The organism is Streptomyces caniscabiei (genome assembly GCF_014930365.1).
Classification (GTDB): domain Bacteria; phylum Actinomycetota; class Actinomycetes; order Streptomycetales; family Streptomycetaceae; genus Streptomyces; species Streptomyces caniscabiei.
This window is the reverse complement of sequence record NZ_JABXWI010000014.1, coordinates 75,969-92,841: the sequence shown is the minus strand read 5'-3', so window position 1 is coordinate 92,841 and position 16,873 is coordinate 75,969. Positions and strand designations below refer to the sequence as shown.

General features: G+C 71.7%; 13 protein-coding genes. 6 read left to right on the top strand and 7 right to left on the bottom strand.

Annotation, left to right across the window (positions count from 1 at the left end):
- Positions 1–105 precede the first annotated feature (105 nt).
- From HW837_RS33980 to HW837_RS33950, 7 genes are all read right to left on the bottom strand, one after another.
- Positions 106–1,500, bottom strand: a complete 1,395-nt coding sequence (locus HW837_RS33980) for a serine hydrolase domain-containing protein (protein ID WP_045560696.1) — start codon at positions 1,498–1,500, stop codon at positions 106–108.
- 189 nt (positions 1,501–1,689) lie between these two features.
- Positions 1,690–2,097, bottom strand: coding sequence for a helix-turn-helix domain-containing protein (locus tag HW837_RS33975; protein ID WP_045560697.1), 408 nt, complete (start codon positions 2,095–2,097; stop codon positions 1,690–1,692).
- A 136-nt stretch (positions 2,098–2,233) separates the two neighbouring features.
- Positions 2,234–3,073 carry a hypothetical protein gene (locus HW837_RS33970; RefSeq protein ID WP_193381149.1) on the bottom strand — a complete coding sequence of 280 codons (840 nt, stop codon included), beginning with the start codon at positions 3,071–3,073 and terminating at the stop codon, positions 2,234–2,236.
- 118 nt (positions 3,074–3,191) lie between these two features.
- Entirely contained in the window at positions 3,192–4,418 is a 1,227-nt protein-coding gene (locus HW837_RS33965; RefSeq protein WP_193381150.1) for an acyltransferase family protein, read from the bottom strand.
- On the bottom strand, positions 4,415–6,721 hold the full coding sequence (locus tag HW837_RS33960; protein ID WP_196789730.1) for a bifunctional polysaccharide deacetylase/glycosyltransferase family 2 protein: 2,307 nt from the start codon (positions 6,719–6,721) through the stop codon (positions 4,415–4,417). Before HW837_RS33960 ends, HW837_RS33965 begins: the two co-directional genes overlap by 4 nt.
- The gene (locus HW837_RS33955; protein WP_045560700.1) at positions 6,721–7,698 is read right to left on the bottom strand and encodes a hypothetical protein; all 978 of its coding nucleotides are present in this window, start codon (positions 7,696–7,698) and stop codon (positions 6,721–6,723) included. Before HW837_RS33955 ends, HW837_RS33960 begins: the two co-directional genes overlap by 1 nt.
- Positions 7,699–7,858: 160 nt before the next feature.
- Positions 7,859–8,833 carry a LysR family transcriptional regulator gene (locus HW837_RS33950; RefSeq protein WP_045560701.1) on the bottom strand — a complete coding sequence of 325 codons (975 nt, stop codon included), beginning with the start codon at positions 8,831–8,833 and terminating at the stop codon, positions 7,859–7,861.
- An 84-nt stretch (positions 8,834–8,917) separates the two neighbouring features.
- Between HW837_RS33950 and HW837_RS33945 the strand changes: the two genes are divergently transcribed.
- From HW837_RS33945 to HW837_RS33920, 6 genes are read left to right on the top strand one after another with little or no spacing between them, the layout of a single operon-like run.
- Positions 8,918–10,474, top strand: coding sequence for an MFS transporter (locus HW837_RS33945; protein WP_193381151.1), 1,557 nt, complete (start codon positions 8,918–8,920; stop codon positions 10,472–10,474).
- Entirely contained in the window at positions 10,426–11,724 is a 1,299-nt protein-coding gene (locus tag HW837_RS33940) for an ABC transporter substrate-binding protein (protein WP_093791736.1), read from the top strand. Before HW837_RS33945 ends, HW837_RS33940 begins: the two co-directional genes overlap by 49 nt.
- Entirely contained in the window at positions 11,721–12,674 is a 954-nt protein-coding gene (locus tag HW837_RS33935) for a carbohydrate ABC transporter permease (protein ID WP_045560703.1), read from the top strand. The genes HW837_RS33940 and HW837_RS33935 overlap by 4 nt, the downstream gene beginning before the upstream one ends.
- Complete coding sequence (locus HW837_RS33930; protein ID WP_193381152.1) at positions 12,671–13,495, top strand: carbohydrate ABC transporter permease; 825 nt, start codon at positions 12,671–12,673, stop codon at positions 13,493–13,495. Before HW837_RS33935 ends, HW837_RS33930 begins: the two co-directional genes overlap by 4 nt.
- 27 nt (positions 13,496–13,522) lie before the next feature.
- Positions 13,523–15,808, top strand: coding sequence for an alpha-xylosidase (gene yicI, locus HW837_RS33925; protein ID WP_193381153.1), 2,286 nt, complete (start codon positions 13,523–13,525; stop codon positions 15,806–15,808).
- Positions 15,805–16,818, top strand: coding sequence for a LacI family DNA-binding transcriptional regulator (locus HW837_RS33920; protein WP_045560706.1), 1,014 nt, complete (start codon positions 15,805–15,807; stop codon positions 16,816–16,818). Before yicI ends, HW837_RS33920 begins: the two co-directional genes overlap by 4 nt.
- The last annotated feature ends 55 nt before the right edge of the window (positions 16,819–16,873 follow it).

Genomic DNA, 16,873 nt, shown 5'->3' with positions numbered 1-16,873 from the left:
CGGGTGACCGGAAAGGAACTTTGCTCTCACGAGCGGGCGGTCCGGCCGGTGAGGAATCGGTGAGCAGGGCGTCATACCGGACGGTGCCGGGTGGATAACCCGTGGTCACGCCACCTTCGGCGCGGCCCTCATGCCAATGTAGGCGCACCGGGTGCCGTCGCTCAGCGTGGCGAAGACCACAGGCATCCAGTCCTCCGCGAACGAGGCACCGCCGCCCGCCCCGGCGAACACCGTCTCCGACAGGGGCACGAGTTCCATCTCCAGGTCCGGCGAGTAGCCGACCATGCCGTCCACGAAGGCGTACGTGAGGTGCGGTGTGCCGTTCCTCTCGCTGATCGTGATGACGACTCCCTCCCTCTTGTACGTACCGGTCCAGGGCGTGATGTCGACGGCGGGCGGCTCGGCGGGCGGGGCGAACGGGGCCGGCAGCGTGATCCCGGCCAGCTCCGCCAGCAGCTCGCGCAGCAGATCGGCGTAGAGGAGGCGGGAGGAGCCGCCGTTGGTGAGCAGCGCGACGGCGACGCCCTCGGTGGGCACCACGCGGAGGAAGGCGTACTGACCGGTCGCGGCGCCGTCGTGGCCGTAGCCCGGGACGCCGTCCCAGTCGTAGAGCGTCCAGCCGAGGCCCCAGCCGTCGGCGCTGACCGTCCACTTGTCGGGGACGTCGGTCTCGCGGGCCTGCATGGCCGTCACCGTCTCGGGGCGCAGGACGCCGGCGCCCCCGTCGAGGTGGGCCTTCGCGTACCGGACGACGTCTCCGGCGGTGGCGAGCACCCGGGCGCCCGGTCCGGCCGCGCGCGGCATCAGGTCCCAGACCGGGGCCGGGATCTGTGTCCCGTCCTCCCCGGCGAGGTGGCCCATCGCCGCGCGGAACGGCAGCGCCTCCTCCGGCAGGGTCATCGAGTGCGTCAGGCCGAGCGGCGCGAACACCCGCTCCTTGAGCGCCTGGTCCCAGGTCAGCCCGGTCAGCACCTCGACGATCCGGCCGAGGACGACGTAACCGATGCCGCTGTACGACACCGCCGTACCCGGCGGGCAGTCCATCGCCACGCCCTTCGCGGCCTCGACGTACCGGGCGATCGCGTCGTCGCCGCGCCCGGTGTCGATGTGGAAGTCGCAGGTCAGGCCGCTGGTGTGGGAGAGCAGCATGCGGGGGGTGATGACCTCGGTGGCGGCCGGGTCGACGGTCGCGAACTCCGGCAGCACCCGCACCACCGGGACGTCCAGGTCGAGTTCGCCGGACTCCACCAGCTGCATGACGAGGGCGGCGGTGTAGACCTTCGCGATCGAGCCGAGCTGGAAGACCGAGTCGGGGGTGGCCTCCACGCCGGTCGCGCGGCTCAGCACACCGCTCGCGAGTTCGTACACCTCGCCGCCGACGACGAAGGCGAGGCTCGCGCCGGGCACGTCGTGGGCGGCGCGCAGGGTGTCGAGCCGGCGCTGCCAGTGGGCGAGGTCGAGGGAGGGGGCGGGGGTGGTGGGGGCGGTGGGCTGAGACATGGCGTGTCCTCCGGGAGCGTGGTGAGGGGCTGCCGCTGTGCTGCGCGGCGACATGGAACACCGTACGCATTGCGCACAGTGTTCGCAACCTCGGAACGTCGTTCCGGCGCGGGCGTGCGAAAGGCCGCACGGCGTGACTGCTGCCGTGCGGCCTCGGTGTCCAGGGTCCAGGGGTCGGAGCGGGGAACGTCAGGAAGCAGGGGGCTGTCTGAGCCGTTCGGTGAGCTGGATGAAGTCCGTCCTGCGGTGTTCCGGGATGCCCAGGGCGGAAGCCGCCTGCTCGGGGGAGAGCGTGGGGGTGCCGGTCCCGGCCGGTGCCGGGGGCAGGGGCAGGTCCTGCTCGGTCAGCTTGCCCGAGCGGATCAGGACGTCCCGCACCGGGACGCCGAGCGCCCGGGACAGGCCGCGCATCGTCTCCAGATCGGGCATGCTGCGCCGCTGGAGCAGCCGGGTGACGGCCGCCCGGTGCACCCCCGCGTCCGCGGCCAGCCGGGTCTTCCCACCACCGCGCGGGCTGTCGATGTCGTAGCCGCGCGCCCGCATCAGGCCCTCCATCCAGGCCGCGAACGCGTCGAGGTGCCCGGCATCGCTCTTCATGGTGGACGCTCCTCCTCCGACGGCGCGGTCCGCCTCCCCCCTCAGTCGCCACCGTCCCACCACTTGGTTGCCCGGGACACAGCGATGGGGGTGGGCCACGGGCTCCGGGCCACCCCCACCGACGTACCGCAGCGCGTCAGCTCGTCGACTCGCCCACGTAGCTGAGCCGGTCCGTGCCGCCCGCCTCCCAGGTGATGATCACGTCGTCGCCGGAGCGGCGGACCGTGGCGAAGGTGACGTCCTCGTCGCTGACGTCCTTGGAGGCCATGGGGGTCAGCGCCATACGGAAGTTGTTCTCGTCGCGGTAGGCGCCGACGCCGGTCATGATGCCCTTGCCGCCGACCATGTCGATGTAGGACAGCGGGTGCTGCCCCTTGCCGTCACCGCCGGTCTGCTCGGCGCCGATGGTCAGGGTCCGGGCGTCGTCGTCCTGCCACTGACCCTCGACGCCCTCGGCGGGCGCGGTGCTCGAACCGCCGTCGTCCAGCCCGCCGTCGGGCGTTCCGGTGGCCTCCTCGCCGGCGTCGTCCCCGGTGGCCTCCTCCGTCGGGGTCGCGGAGTCGGTCTCCGTGGCCGAGACGGTCTGCTCGGGCTTGGCCGTGGTGTCGTCGTCCCCGTCGGCGGTGAGGAGGAAGACTCCCCCGCCGATCACCGCGAGGGCCGCCACCACGGCCACGATGATCAGCGCGACTTTGCCCCCGCTACCACCGGAGGGCGGGGGCGGCGGGTAACCCCCGTACTGGGGTCCGTAGTTGGGCGCCCCCGGCGCACCAGGCGCGCCCGGCATCCCCGGCGCACCCGGCGCCCCGTACGGCTGCTGCCCGCCGGCCCCGTACGGCTGCTGCGGGGCCGTCGCGTACGGGTTCGGCGGCTGGCCGGGGACCTGGCCCGGGGGCGGGTACGACCCCGGGTACGGCTGCTGCGGCGGCTGGGCTCCGTAACCGTCGTACGGCGGCTGGCCGGGAGGCTGGGTCATCGGCGGGTGTCACTCCTTGAGTCGCTTCGACGAGGCGAGAAGTGCGAGGAACACCTGCCTCAAGCGAGCCCAACATCCAACACCCGGTCAGTCGTACGCAAGTGCGTATCCCGGTTGGTTACCGGGTCAGTACACGACGGGACGGCCACCACCGCGGCCTGCGCCGGGCCGCCAGATCCTCCGCCCAGCCGAAGGCGACGACACAGCCGGCGATCAGCAGCCAGGTCACGACGAGCACGGGCCAGACGCTCTCCAGCAGCCACGGCATGTTCTGTTCGAGGAACACGACGCTCCACAGCCGGTCCCACTGGGTCGCGGCGATCAGGATGCAGGTGTTGTGCCAGAGGTAGATCGTCACCGCACGGGCGTTGAGGAGGGCGATCAGCCCGTCCCAGCGGCGCAGCCGGTCCGGCCACTCCTGCCACGACGGGCTGATGTGCAGCAGCAGCGCCACCGTGCCGGCGGACCAGAGCGACTGGGCGAACGGCATGCTGTCCAGGTCGTTGCCGGTGCCGAAGTCGTGGTTCAGGGCGTACCAGAGGCCGGTCAGGGCGACCGCCGGGGCGACGGAGGGGACGAGGTAGCGCGGGAGGCGCGCGAGGATGCCCTCCTGGTGGGCCATGCCGAGGATCCAGCAGGCGCCGAACGTGCTGAAGTCCGTCAGCCCCGACGCGAACCGCTCGCCCGGCAGTTCGAGCAGGCCCAGCTCGAACATCCCGGCCAGCGCGATCGGCGCGAGGACCGTCACCGCCGGCGCCGCCCGCAGCGCGCGGAGCAGCAGCGGGGAGAGGACGACGTACCAGATGTAGGCACGGACGTACCAGAGCGGTCCGGCGAGTTCGCCGGCCCAGTCGGCGCCGACGATGCCGTGGAGTCCGGGCAGGCCCTCGGCGTACGGCGGGTCGCTGATCGGGAGGATCCAGAACGTGAGGTGGAACCACCACCAGGCGGGGTGTCCGTCGGCGTCCGGCCCCCATCCCTGGGCCACCATCGCCGCCACGCCGACGACACCCAGGAGCCAGACCGGCGGCAGCAGTCGGCGCAGCCGGCCCCGGACCACGCCCAGGGCCGGGCGCTTCAGCGAGCGCGCCATGAGGTTGCCGGCGAGGGCGAACATCACGCCCATGGAGGGGAAGAGGAGCGGCAGCCAGGCCCAGCCGGTGAGGTGGTACAGCACCACACGGAAGAGGGCGAGGGCCCGGAGGAGGTCGAAGTAGCGGTCCCGGCCGGGGGCCTTGGCGGGCGGTCCCTGCGGGCCGGCGCCGGCCTGCGGGGGCACGCCCGGCGCGGCGGGGCCGGGCGGCGTGGAGTCGGGCGGCGTGGAGCCGTGGGCGAGGGTGCTCATCCGACCGGCCTCCGCTCACCCGTCTGCTGCTGGGGCACGGCCCCCTCCGGGGCACCGGGCAGCCCCACGGCACCCGTCCGCCGCAGTTTCTGCCAGCGCAGCCGGCCGCCGGTCAGCGCCGTGATCCAGGACTGGAGCAGGACGACGTACATGAGCTGGCGGTAGAGGAGTTGCTGGAGCGGGAGGGAGATCAGATGGGTCATGCGCTCCTTGTCGAGGTGGAACGCCAGGGCGGCGCAGACCACCTGGACGGCCAGGACGCCCAGCCAGGCGCCGATCGTCTTCTCGGTGGGGCCGAAGATCAGCCCGTAGAGCAGGAACACGTCGATGAGCGGGGCGAGCAGCGGCGCCACGACCATGAACAGCGAGACCAGCGGCAGGCCCACGCGGCCGAAGCGGCCGGATGGGCCCCGGTCGAAGAGCGAGCCGCGGTGCTTCCAGATCGCCTGCATGGTGCCGTACGACCAGCGGTAGCGCTGGGACCAGAGCTGCTGGACGGATTCCGGGGCCTCGGTCCAGGCGCGCGCGTTCTCGGCGTAGACGACGTGCCAGCCGTCGCGGTGCATGGCCATGGTGATGTCGGTGTCCTCGGCGAGGGTGTCCTCGCTCATCCCGCCGACGCGTTCGAGGGCCGTGCGGCGGAACGCCCCGACCGCGCCGGGGATCGTCGGCATGCAGCGCAGGACGTCGTACATCCGGCGGTCGAGGTTGAAGCCCATCACGTACTCGATGTGCTGCCAGGCGCCGATGAGGGTGTCCCGGTTGCCGACCTTGGCGTTGCCCGCGACCGCGCCGACGCGCGGGTCGGCGAAGGGCTGGACCAGTTCGCGGACGGTGGCCGGCTCGAAGACCGTGTCGCCGTCCATCATGACGATGATCTCGTGCCGGGCGTTGGCGATGCCCCGGTTGAGGGCGGCGGGCTTGCCCGCGTTGAGCTGCCGTACGACGCGGACGCCGGGCAGGTCCTTGCCGAGTTCCTCGACGATGCCGGCCGTGCCGTCGCTGGAGCCGTCGTCGATGACCAGCACCTCGATGGGATGGTCGCTCGCCACCAGCGAACGGACCGTCTTCTCGATGCACTTGGCCTCGTTGTACGCGGGCACGAGCACCGAGACGGGTTCCGTGACCGGTCCGTCCGGGCCCCAGCGGAAGGTGCGGCGGCGGACCTTGCGGGCGTGCGCGATCGACAGGATCAGCATCAGGCCGAAGCGGGCGAGGACGAGGACGCCGACGACCGCGAGGGCGACGACGAGGATGCTCGTGGTCTTCTCGGAGACCTGTACCAGGGTGACCCAGACCTTGCCCTTCACCAGTCCGAGGCCGGTGGCCGGGGTGTGCGCGCTGGGGGCCTTCAGGGCGCCGGTGAGGGTGTCGAACTTGTAGCCCCTGACCTGGAGTTGCGGGATGTAGCGGTCCAGCGCGGCGACGGTCTGCGAGCGGTCGCCGCCGGAGTCGTGCATCAGCACGATCGCGCCCTCACCGCGCTCGGGCGTGGACCTGCGGATGATCTCGGCGACGCCCGGCCGCTGCCAGTCCTGGCTGTCGGTGTCGCTGACGACGGTGATGTAACCGCGGCTGCCGATGTACCGGGTCACCGGCCAGGTCCGGTTGTCCATGCGCTCGGAGAACGACGAGTACGGCGGCCGGAACAGCGAGGTGCGGATGCCGGCGGCGCCCGCGAGCGCCAGCTGGTTCTGGGAGAGCTCCCAGTCGATGCGGTCCTTGGTCTGGAGCGTGAGGTCCGGGTGGTTGAAGGTGTGCAGACCGATCTCGTGGCCCTCGTCGACCATGCGCTGGACCAGGTCGGGGTAGCGGGAGGCCATGGTGCCGGTGATGAAGAAGACGGCCTTGGCGTCGTGCTTCTTCAGCATGTCGAGGACCTTGGGGGTCCACCGGGGGTCCGGCCCGTCGTCGAACGTCAGGACCAGCTCGTAGTCGGGGACGTCCAGGCTGCGCCGGCGTTCCGAGCGGGTGTCGATGACGGGCCCGCCCTTCAGTATGTCCTTCGGCACCCGGTCGTTGGAGACGGGCGGCCGGACCCGGTGGTCGGCGAGGATCTCGCTGTGCACGTATCCGCGCAGCATGAGCATGGCCATCAGGGCGAGGAGCAGCACACAGGGCAGCAGATAGCGCAGCGGCAGCCGCCGCCCGGAACGCTTCTTCGGGCTCTTGCGCGCACGCTTCGCGGAGCCGTTCCCGGAGATGCCGGCGGGGTCGCCCGAACCTGTGTTCGAGGACGGCGATGAGCGGGTGGGGCGCTTGGCGGCACGCGAGGGCGTGCCGCCGCGCTGGGAGCGGGTCATCAGGCGGGTGTCTCCGGGTTCTGCGGGTCCTGCGGGCCCGCCGACGGCTCCTGCGGGCCCTGCGTGCTCTCCGAGGTCGCCGGGGCCGGCTCGACGGGCGCCGGGGAGGCCGGACCGGCGGCGACGGTGTCCGTGCCGCCGCCCGGAGCGGGACCGGGGTCGGTGGTGTCCGAGGGCGCGGGCGAGGGCGATTCCGAGGGGCTGGGGTCGACCTTCGGCGGCTCGGACGCGGAGGCGGACGGCTCGGGGTCCTCGGCGCTGGTGCTCGGCTTCGGCCGGGGCACCACTCCGGCGCTGGGCTCGGCCGTGGGCTCGGTCCCGGCGGACGACTCCGGCCGCTTCGCCCGGCCCGCCGCGCCGGTCGGCGACTTGCCGCCGGGCGAGACCGTCGCTCCCGCGCGGCCCCCGCCCGGACCGGCGTCCGGCACGAAGCCGTCGGCCGTGTCGGCCAGGTCGTCCGACTCGACCGGCACCGGAGGTGTGTCCACCTTGCCGGCCGGCTTGTCGTCCTTCTGCATCGGCACCGGCAGCCAGGGCGCGTCGGAGTTGCCCGACACCAGGGTGCCGACGATGACCACGGCGTACGCCGCGCAGGCGGTGCCGACGGCGATGCCGAGCCGCCGGTAGAGGTTCCGGCGGCGCCCCGACTCGTCGACGAAGACCGGCCCGTCGGAGTCCTGGCCGGCACCCGCCGCGTCCCCGCTCTTGCCGGCGTGCTTGCCGGATCCCTCCTCCACCTCACGCCCGACACCGTCGAGTTGCACGGTCACCTCGTGCGGATCGTGATTGCGCCCGGGCTGGTCGGGCCGCTCCCAGGGCGCCGCCTCCACCTGGGAGACCGCTCCCGTTCTGGCGGCGGCGTCGGGCCAGACCACCTCGTCGGCCCTGCCGCTGCCACTCCCACCACGGCCCGGACCCGGGCCCTCGCCCTCGGTCCGCTTCGGCTGAATGCCGTTGGGCCAGTTCTCGACGTGCACGCACTTCCCCCCACGGGATCGTTCCAGGTGCGTGTTCGATGCCGGGCTGTCGCACTTCCTGTACCGGACCGGGCCCCCACCCGATCCGGGGCGCCCCACCCATTCACACGCACCCGGGCCAACGAATGTATGGGCGGGAAAGATGTGCATGTGTGTGACGTCAGGTGAAGGTCATCATGATGAGTGCATCTGTGGGCGGAATCCACCCGTCCTCCGGATGTGACAGCCATACTTCCGCCCGCGCCAATTCGGCGGCGGCCCGCCGCAGCGCGTCGAGCCCCGGATGGGTGAGCCCCTTCCGCCACACCAGCGAGACCGGGGACAGCGGTACGGGGTCGACGAGCGGCCGTGCCACCGTGCCCGGCATGGGCGGGAAGTCCACCACCGCCAGCACGGGTGACCTGGTCCTGGCCATGATCCGCCGGAACTCCTCCTCCCCCACGGCCAGCGGGGCGGGCGCCGCGACCTCGATCCCCCGTCCCGCGAAGAGCCGCTCCGCCAGCTCCGTCCACTCCCGCGTACGGGGGTTCCCGGCCCCCGCGTACACCCGCTCGCCCGCGAGTTCCGCCAGCGGTACGGCGTCCAGCGCGGCCAGCCGGTGGTCCTCGGGCAGGATCACCGTCATCGGCGCGTACCGCACCGGCTGCTGCGCGAGCCGCGCCCGCACCGCCGGTTCGAGCCCCGCGAACCTCCCGAACGACACGTCCAGCCGCCCCGCGAGGATCTCGGCCGCCGCATGCGTCAGCCCGCTCTCGTAGCGGGCCATCAGCTCCAGCTCCGGCGCGAGTTCCCGGGCCCGCCGCAGCACCCGCGCCCCGGTGGCCAGCCCCGGCGAGTTGAGGTCCACCAGCAGGGGCCGAGCCTGCCGGAAGGCGGCCACCAGCTCCTCCTGCGCCTCCAGCACCCGCCACGCGTGGGGCACCAGCCGCTTCCCGTCCTCGGTCAGCGCCACCTGCCGGGTGCTCCGCACGAACAACTCCACCCCCAACTCCCGCTCCAGCCGCCGCACATCCCGGCTGAGGGCCTGCTGGGCGACATAGAGCCGAGCGGCGGCCCGGGTGAAGTGCAGCTCCTCGGCGACGGCGAGGAACCCGCGGAGAAGCCGAGGATCGACGGCGTACGGGGCAGTGGACATCCGCCGAATCTACAACCGGGGTGCGTGAATGACGACGGAGCAGGTGTTGGACGGTGGATCAAGGAACGGGCGACGGTGAGTCACATGCCGAGACACGACCCTGACCACCCCCGCATGCCCCTGCTCACCGTCACCGCCGACACACTCGTGGCAGCCGACTTCTCTTCTCGCCGCCGCCCAAGGACAGCGCCCCGCAAGGGGCGCGGGGAACTGCGCGAGAAGCCCCACACACCCGCACCCGCCGACGAAACACGCACCCCCACCCCCTCAGGCGCCCTCACCCCCTACCGCGCCCTCTTCCGGCACCCGGGCACCCTCCGCTTCGCCGCAGCCGCCCTCCTCGCCCGCCTCCCCATGGGCATGTTCAGCGTGAGCGCGATCCTGATGATCGCCGGTGCCCGCGGCTCCTACGCCCTCGCCGGCGCCGTCGTCGCCACCGGCCTCGCCGCCACCGCCCTGGTCGCCCCCTGGACCGCCCGCCTCGTGGACCGTCACGGCCAGGCCAGGATCGCCGTACCCGCCACCGCCGTCGCCCTCCTCGGCACCCTCTCCCTGATCGCCTGCGTCCACTGGAACGCCCCGGCCTGGACCCTGTTCGCCTCCTACGCGGCCACCGCCACGGTCCCCAACACGGGCGGCATGTCCCGCGCCCGCTGGGCGCACCTGCTCAAGGACGACCCCGCCGCCCTGCACACCGCCAACTCCTTCGAACAGGCGGCGGACGAACTCTGCTTCATGGTCGGCCCGGTTCTCGCCGCCGTCCTCTTCACCACGCTGTTCCCCGAGGCCGGCACCCTGATCGGCGGCCTGCTCTGCATGACGGGCGTCCTGCTCTTCACCGCCCAGCGCGCCACGGAGCCGCCCCCCACCGGCCGTACGCACGCGGGGTCACCCCTGCGCGCCCCCGGCATCCCCCCGCTCCTCGCCGTCTTCCTCGCCACCGGCGCGGTCTTCGGCTCCCTGGAGGTCGTCACCATCGCCTACGCGGACGCCCGGGGCCACGCCTCCTCGGCGGGAGTGATCCTCGGCCTCCAGGCGGCGGGCTCCTGCGGGGCGGGCCTGGCCTACGGCGCGCTGCGGGTGACGGGCCCGGCGGAGCGTCGTTTCCGGCGGTGCCTGGCCGCGATGGCCGTCCTGATGGCACTCCCCTGGCTGACCGCGACCGCCACCGGGTCGCTGCTCCTCCTCGCCCCGGCCCTCCTGCTCGCCGGCATGGCCACCGCCCCGACGATGGTCACCGCGATGGCGCTGGTCCAGCAGCGCACCCCGCGGGGCCGGCTGAACGAGGGCATGACCCTCGCCGTCACCGGTCTGCTCGGCGGGACAGCGGGCGGCTCGGCCCTGGGCGGCTGGGTCGTGGAACACGACCCGGCGGCGGGGACCGGCCCGGCCGCCGGCACGACCGGCTTCGCGGTGCCGGTGGCCGCGGCCGCCCTGGCCCTGCTGATCGCGGCGATCCGGCCGAATTCCCGCGCACCCATTGACGCACTCCGAACCCACCCTTACCTTCCGTCGAAGCGCTTCGACGCCGGTCGTCGAAGCGATTCGACCACACCGTTCGACGATCCATCCGACTCCCCTGGAGGCACGGGATGTCAACGGCACGAAGGCGTATCACGGCGGTCGCGGCGGCGGCCCTGAGCGGGGCTCTGCTCCTGACCTCCTGCGGCGGTTCGGACGGCGGCGGTGGCGGGGACGGAAAAACGCTCCGCCTCTGGCACTACGAGGGCCCCGACAGCGCGATGGGCGTGGCCTGGAACGCGGCGATCGAGGAGTTCGAGCGGACCCATCCGGGCGTCGAGGTGGAGTTCGAGGAGAAGGGCTTCGAGCAGATCCGCAAGACCGCCCCGATGGTCCTCAACTCCTCCGACGCGCCCGATCTGATGGAGTACAACAAGGGCAACGCCACGGCCGGGCTCCTCTCCGAGCAGGGCCTGCTGACCGACCTCACCCCGGAGGTCACCGCGCGCGGCTGGGACAAGAAGATCGGCGCGGGCATCCGTACCACCAGCCAGTACGACACCGACGGGGTGATGGGCTCCGGCAAGTGGTACGGCGTGCCGAACTACGCCGAGTACACGATGGTCTTCTACAACAAGGACCTCTTCGCCGAGCACGGCATCGCCGAGCCCACCACCCTCGCCGAACTCACCGCCGCCATGGACGAGTTCGTGAAGGCGGGCATCACCCCGCTGGCCAACGCGGGCGCCGAGTACATGGCGCAGCAGTACCTGTACCAGCTGGCGCTGAGCAAGGCGGACCGTGCCTGGGTGAACGCCTACGAGCTGTACCAGGGCGAGGCCGACTTCCACGACGCCGCGTGGACGTACGGGGCGGAGACCTTCGCCGACTGGGTGGAGAAGGGGTACATCAGCGAGAAGTCGACGGGAACGAAGTCCGAGGACGCGGGCGTCTCGTTCATCCAGGGCAAGGCGCCGATCCTGTTCTCGGGGAGCTGGTGGTACGGCCGCTTCAAGGCCGAGAACAAGTTCGACTGGGGCACCTTCCCGTGGCCCGACACCGACCTCACGCTCGGCTCGGGCGGCAACCTCTGGGTCGTCCCCGAGGGGGCGAAGAACAAGGAACTCGCCTACGACTTCATCGACATCACCCTGTCGGAGAAGATCCAGAACCTGCTGGGCGACGAGGGCGGGGTCCCGGTGGCCGCCGACCCGGCCGCCATCACCGACCCGCGGGCCAAGGAGCTGATCGCCGACTTCAACACCCTCGCCGAGAAGGACTCTCTGGCTTTCTACCCCGACTGGCCCGTCCCCGGCTTCTACGACGTCCTCGTCGCGGAGACCCAGAAACTGATCACCGGCGACACGGACCCGGACGCCTATCTGGACGCGATCGGGGAGGCGTACGAGAAGGACGCGCCGAAGCGATGACGGTGACCGTCGAACGGGGGCCGGCGGCCGGTGCGGAGCGCCGCGCCGACCGCGGCCGCCACCGCCCGCGCCGCCCCGGTGACTCCTACGCCCTGTTCCTCCTGCCCGGCGCCCTGGCCTTCTTCGCCGTGGTCGTCGTGCCGTTCCTGATGAACACGGGGGTCAGCTTCACCGACTGGCAGGGGGTGGGCAGCCCCGAGTGGTCCGGCCTCGCCAACTACCGGGAGCTCGCGGGCGACGAGGACTTCTGGGCGTCGTTCCGGCACAGCCTGTTCATGGTGATCGCGATGGCCGCCGTGCCGACCGCGCTCGGGCTGGTGCTGGCCGCCGCCCTGTTCGACTTCGTCGGCAAGCACTTCGGCGGCCGGGTCACCGCCGTGCTGCGCGCCTGCTTCTACCTTCCCCAGGTCCTGCCGATCGCGGTCGCCGGCATCGTCTGGAGCTGGATCCTCGCCCCGGAGAACGGCTCCCTGAACGAGCTGCTGAAGGCGGTAGGGCTCGGTGGCTGGCAGCAGGACTGGCTCGGCGACCCGGACCTCGCCCTCTACACCGTCATGGCCGTGATGGTGTGGGTACAGCTCGGTTTCCCGCTGGTGGTCTTCATGGCGGGCCTGCAACGCGTCGACCCGGCGCTCTACGAGGCGGCCGAACTGGACGGCGCCGGCTGGTGGCGCCGCTTCCTGCACATCACGCTGCCGCAGATCCGCCCCGAGATCCACGTCGTCCTCCTCTGGTGCACGATCGCCGCGCTCAAGGTGTTCGGCGCGGTGTACGTCCTGACCAAGGGCGGCCCCGGCGGCGCCACGGACGTGCCGTCCTACTTCTCCTTCACCACGTTCTTCGAGAAGACCCAGGTCGGCTACGGCGCGGCGCTCTCCACCGTGCTGACCGTGCTCGTCCTCGCCCTGGCCCTGGCCGGCCTGAGGCTCCAGGAGAGGACCGACCGATGACCACCGCCCTGCGCCGCTACCCGGTGCTGATCGCCCTGTGCGTCGCGGCCCTGTTCATGGTCGTGCCGTTCCTGATCGTCGCGCTCAACGCGGTCAAGTCCCCGGCGGAGTACGCCCAGAACGGACCCCTCAGCCTCCCCGAGGGTTTCTACACGGACGGCGTCACGGACTTCTGGGAACGCGTCGACTTCGGCCAGAAGCTCGTCAACTCAGTGCTGATCAGCGGCTCGGTGGCGGTGCTCGCCGTGGTCCTTTCCGTCCTGAACGCGTACGCGATCGGCATCGGCCGGATCAGGGGCCGGACCTGGATCCTCGCCTTCTTCGTCCTCGCGAACGTGCTCCCGCAGGAGGCGCTGGTCTATCCCGTCTACTACCTCAGCAAGGAGGCCGGCCTCTACGACACGAGGCTCAGCGTGATCATCGTCTTCACGGTGATCCAGGCGGCCTTCGGCACCTATCTGCTCTCCTCGGTCCTCGCGCAGTTCCCCCGTGAGATCGTCGAGGCGGCCCGGATCGACGGCGCGACCAAGTGGCAGGTGCTGTGGCGGATCGTCGTCCCCGTGAGCCGTCCCACCCTGGGCGTACTCCTGGTCTTCTTCTTCATCTGGACCTGGAACGAGTTCCTGCTCCCCCTGGTCATGCTGATCTCCAACGACAACCAGACCGTGTCCGTGGCCCTCGGCGTCCTCCAGGGCCAGCGCCTCATGGACGCCACGATGACCAACGCGGCCGCCCTGCTCGGACTGCTCCCCGCCCTCGTGTTCTTCCTCCTCTTCCAGCGCACGCTCACCCGCGGCATCGCCGTGGGAGCCGTGAAGTAGGCCGTGACGTAAGGAGATCGCCCCCACATGAAGTTCACCGACGGCTACTGGCTGCTCCGCGAGGGCGTCACCGCCGCGTACCCGGCCGAGGTCCTCGACGTCACGGCCACGGACGGCGGCGCCCTGGAGGTGCACGCCCCGACCCAGCCCGTCCGCCACCGCGGCGACCTGCTGAAGGGACCGGTCGTGACGATCAGCGCCCACGCCCCGATGCCCGACGTCATCGGTGTCACGTTCACCCACTTCGAGGGCGAACAGCCACGCGGCCCCCGATTCGAGCTGACCACCGAGGAGTTCACCCCGCACACCTCCTACGACGACGAGCACGCCACCCTCACCGCCGGAGAGCTGTCGGTCCGGATCTCGCGCGGCGGCCCCTGGCAGGTCGACTTCCTCGCCCACGGCCGCACGCTCACCTCCAGCGGCCCCAAGTCGATGGGCATCATGCGCGAGGCGTCCGGCGCCCACTACCTGCGCGAACAACTCAACCTGGGCGTCGGCACCTCGGTGTACGGCCTCGGTGAACGCTTCGGCCCGCTGGTGAAGAACGGCCAGGTCGTGGACATCTGGAACGCCGACGGCGGCACGGCCACCGAACAGGCGTACAAGAACGTGCCGTTCTATCTCACCGACGCGGGCTACGGCGTCTTCGTCGACCATCCCGGCAAGGTTTCCTTCGAGGTCGCCTCAGAGGTGGTGTCGCGGGTCCAGTTCAGCGCGGAGACCCAGCAGCTCACGTACTACGTCATCTACGGCCCCACCCCGAAGGACATCCTCCGCAAGTACACGGCCCTCACCGGCCGCCCGGCCCTCCCGCCCGCCTGGTCGTTCGGCCTGTGGCTGTCGACGTCCTTCACCACCTCCTACGACGAGGAGACGGTGACCTCCTTCATCGAGGGGATGCGGGAGCGCCGGCTGCCGCTGTCCGTCTTCCACTTCGACTGCTTCTGGATGCGCGAGTTCCAGTGGTGCGACTTCGAGTGGGACCCCCGGGTCTTCCCCGACCCGGAGGGCATGCTGGCCCGTCTGAAACGCCGGGGCCTCAGGATCAGCGTCTGGATCAACCCGTACATCGCCCAGCGCTCCCCGCTCTTCGCGGAGGGCAAGGCCCTCGGCCATCTTCTGCGCCGCCCGGACGGCAGCGTCTGGCAGTGGGACCTGTGGCAACCCGGCATGGCGCTGGTGGACTTCACCAGCCCGGCGGCCCGCGAGTGGTACGCCTCGAAGCTGGAGGCGCTGCTCGCCCAGGGCGTCGACTGCTTCAAGACCGACTTCGGCGAGCGGGTGCCCCTGGACGTGACCTGGTCCGACGGCACGGACCCGGAGCGGATGCACAACTACTACACCTACCTCTACAACCGCACCGTCTTCGACGTCCTGCGCAAACACCGGGGCGAGGGCGAGGCGGTCCTCTTCGCCCGCTCGGCGACGGTCGGCGGCCAGCGCTTCCCCGTCCACTGGGGCGGCGACTGCGAGTCCACCTACGAGTCGATGGCCGAGTCCCTGCGCGGCGGCCTGTCGCTCGGCCTGTCGGGCTTCGGCTACTGGAGCCACGACATCGGCGGCTTCGAGGGCACCCCCTCCCCCGCCCTGTTCAAACGCTGGATCGCCTTCGGCCTGCTCTCCTCCCACAGCCGGCTGCACGGCTCGTCGTCGTACCGGGTCCCCTGGCTCTTCGACGACGAATCGGTCGACGTGCTCCGGCGGTTCACCCACCTCAAGCTCAGCCTCATGCCCTACCTCTACGAGGCCGCGCGCACCGCCCACACCGAGGGGGTGCCGCTGATGCGGGCGATGGTGCTGGAGTTCCCGGACGACCCGGGCTGCGCGCATCTGGAACGCCAGTACATGCTCGGCCCCGATCTCCTCGTGGCGCCCGTCTTCAGTGACGAGGGCGATGTCACGTACTACGTCCCCGAGGGCACCTGGACCCGTTTCCCGGAGGGCGGCACGGTCACCGGCCCCCGCTGGGTCCGCGAACGGCACGACTTCAGAAGCGTTCCCCTCCTGGTCCGGCCGGGCGCGGTCGTCCCGGTCTGCGCGACGGCGGACCGCCCGGACTACGACCACGCCGACGGGGTGACCCTGCACGCGTACGGCCTCGCGCACGGCGCCCAGGTGACGGTCCCGGTGGGCGGGGTGACGTTCACCGTCGTCCGGGAGGGCGACGTGCTGCGGGCGTCCTGCGCCGACCCGAGGGCGCCCTGGGGGCTGGCGGCGCACGGGCGCGAGGTCCGGGCCGAGGCGGGCACGGGGTTCCTGACGATGGACCTGGACGGGGAGTCCGCTCCCCCGGGAACGAGGGCGCTGTGACGGTGAAGATCACGGACGTGGCCCGGCACGCGGGTGTCTCCCCGAGCACCGTCTCGTACGCGCTGAGCGGCAAGCGCCCGATCTCGGCGGAGACCCGGGCGCGGGTCGAGGCGTCCATCCGCGAGCTGGGGTACCGCCCGCACGCGGGTGCCCGCGCCCTGGCCAGCAGCAAGTCGAACGTGCTCGCGATGGTGGTGCCCTTACGGGCCGGGATCCATGTGCCGGTGGTCATGCGGTTCGCGGTCTCGGCGGTCACGACGGCCCGCGCCCACGACCACGACGTCCTGCTGCTGACCCAGGAGGAGGGCGACGAGGGCCTGCGGCGGGTGGCGGACTCGGCCCTGGTGGACGCGCTGATCGTGATGGACGTGCAACTCCACGACCCGAGGCTGCCGTTGCTGCGCACCCTGGACCGTCCCTCGGTCCTGGTCGGCTTTCCCGCCGACCCCTCCGGCCTGACCTGCATCGACCTGGACTTCCGGACGGCGGGCGAGCTGTGCGTGGAGCATCTGGCCGGTCTGGGCCACCGCGTGGTCGGCCTGATCGGCTCCCCGCCCGAGGTCTACGTCCGCCAGACGTCCTTCGCGCAGCGGGTCGTCCAGGGCTTCACCTCCGCCGCCACCCGCAACGGCATGTCCTCCACGGTCCACCCCTGCGAGGCCACCCCGGCGGCGGCCCGCGCGGTCGCGGAACGCCTCCTGCGCGAGCAGCCGGCCCTCACGGGTGTGGTGATCCACAACGAGGCGGTCCTGGAACCCCTCGTCGACGCGTTCGAGCAGCTGGGTCTGCGCGTCCCCGCCGACCTTTCGATCACGGCCCTGTGCCCGGACGACGTCGCCGCGGCCCTGCCGGTGCCCGTCACCTCGATCGCCATCCCGGCGGCCGAGGTGGGCGAACAGGCGGTGGCCCTGCTGATGAAGAAGCTCTCCGGCACCCCCGTCCCCGAGGCCACCCTGCTCCCGCCCCGCCTGACGGTACGGGCGAGCACGGCGCGCCGGGTGACTGCCTGAGACATGACGAAAGCCCCGCTGCTGTGGCGCAGCGGGGCTTTCGCCCACATGGGAA

Bases quoted from the DNA above. Each gene is read 5' to 3' on its own strand.
- HW837_RS33935 (WP_045560703.1), top strand. From the start codon at position 11,721: ATGACGGTGACCGTCGAACGGGGGCCGGCGGCCGGTGCGGAGCGCCGC.
- HW837_RS33960 (WP_196789730.1), bottom strand. From the start codon at position 6,721: ATGACCCGCTCCCAGCGCGGCGGCACGCCCTCGCGTGCCGCCAAGCGC.
- HW837_RS33975 (WP_045560697.1), bottom strand. From the start codon at position 2,097: ATGAAGAGCGATGCCGGGCACCTCGACGCGTTCGCGGCCTGGATGGAG.
- HW837_RS33945 (WP_193381151.1), top strand. From the start codon at position 8,918: ATGCCGAGACACGACCCTGACCACCCCCGCATGCCCCTGCTCACCGTC.
- yicI (WP_193381153.1), top strand. From the start codon at position 13,523: ATGAAGTTCACCGACGGCTACTGGCTGCTCCGCGAGGGCGTCACCGCC.
- HW837_RS33980 (WP_045560696.1), bottom strand. From the start codon at position 1,500: ATGTCTCAGCCCACCGCCCCCACCACCCCCGCCCCCTCCCTCGACCTC.
- HW837_RS33950 (WP_045560701.1), bottom strand. From the start codon at position 8,833: ATGTCCACTGCCCCGTACGCCGTCGATCCTCGGCTTCTCCGCGGGTTC.
- HW837_RS33970 (WP_193381149.1), bottom strand. From the start codon at position 3,073: ATGACCCAGCCTCCCGGCCAGCCGCCGTACGACGGTTACGGAGCCCAG.
- HW837_RS33965 (WP_193381150.1), bottom strand. From the start codon at position 4,418: ATGAGCACCCTCGCCCACGGCTCCACGCCGCCCGACTCCACGCCGCCC.
- HW837_RS33930 (WP_193381152.1), top strand. From the start codon at position 12,671: ATGACCACCGCCCTGCGCCGCTACCCGGTGCTGATCGCCCTGTGCGTC.
- HW837_RS33940 (WP_093791736.1), top strand. From the start codon at position 10,426: ATGTCAACGGCACGAAGGCGTATCACGGCGGTCGCGGCGGCGGCCCTG.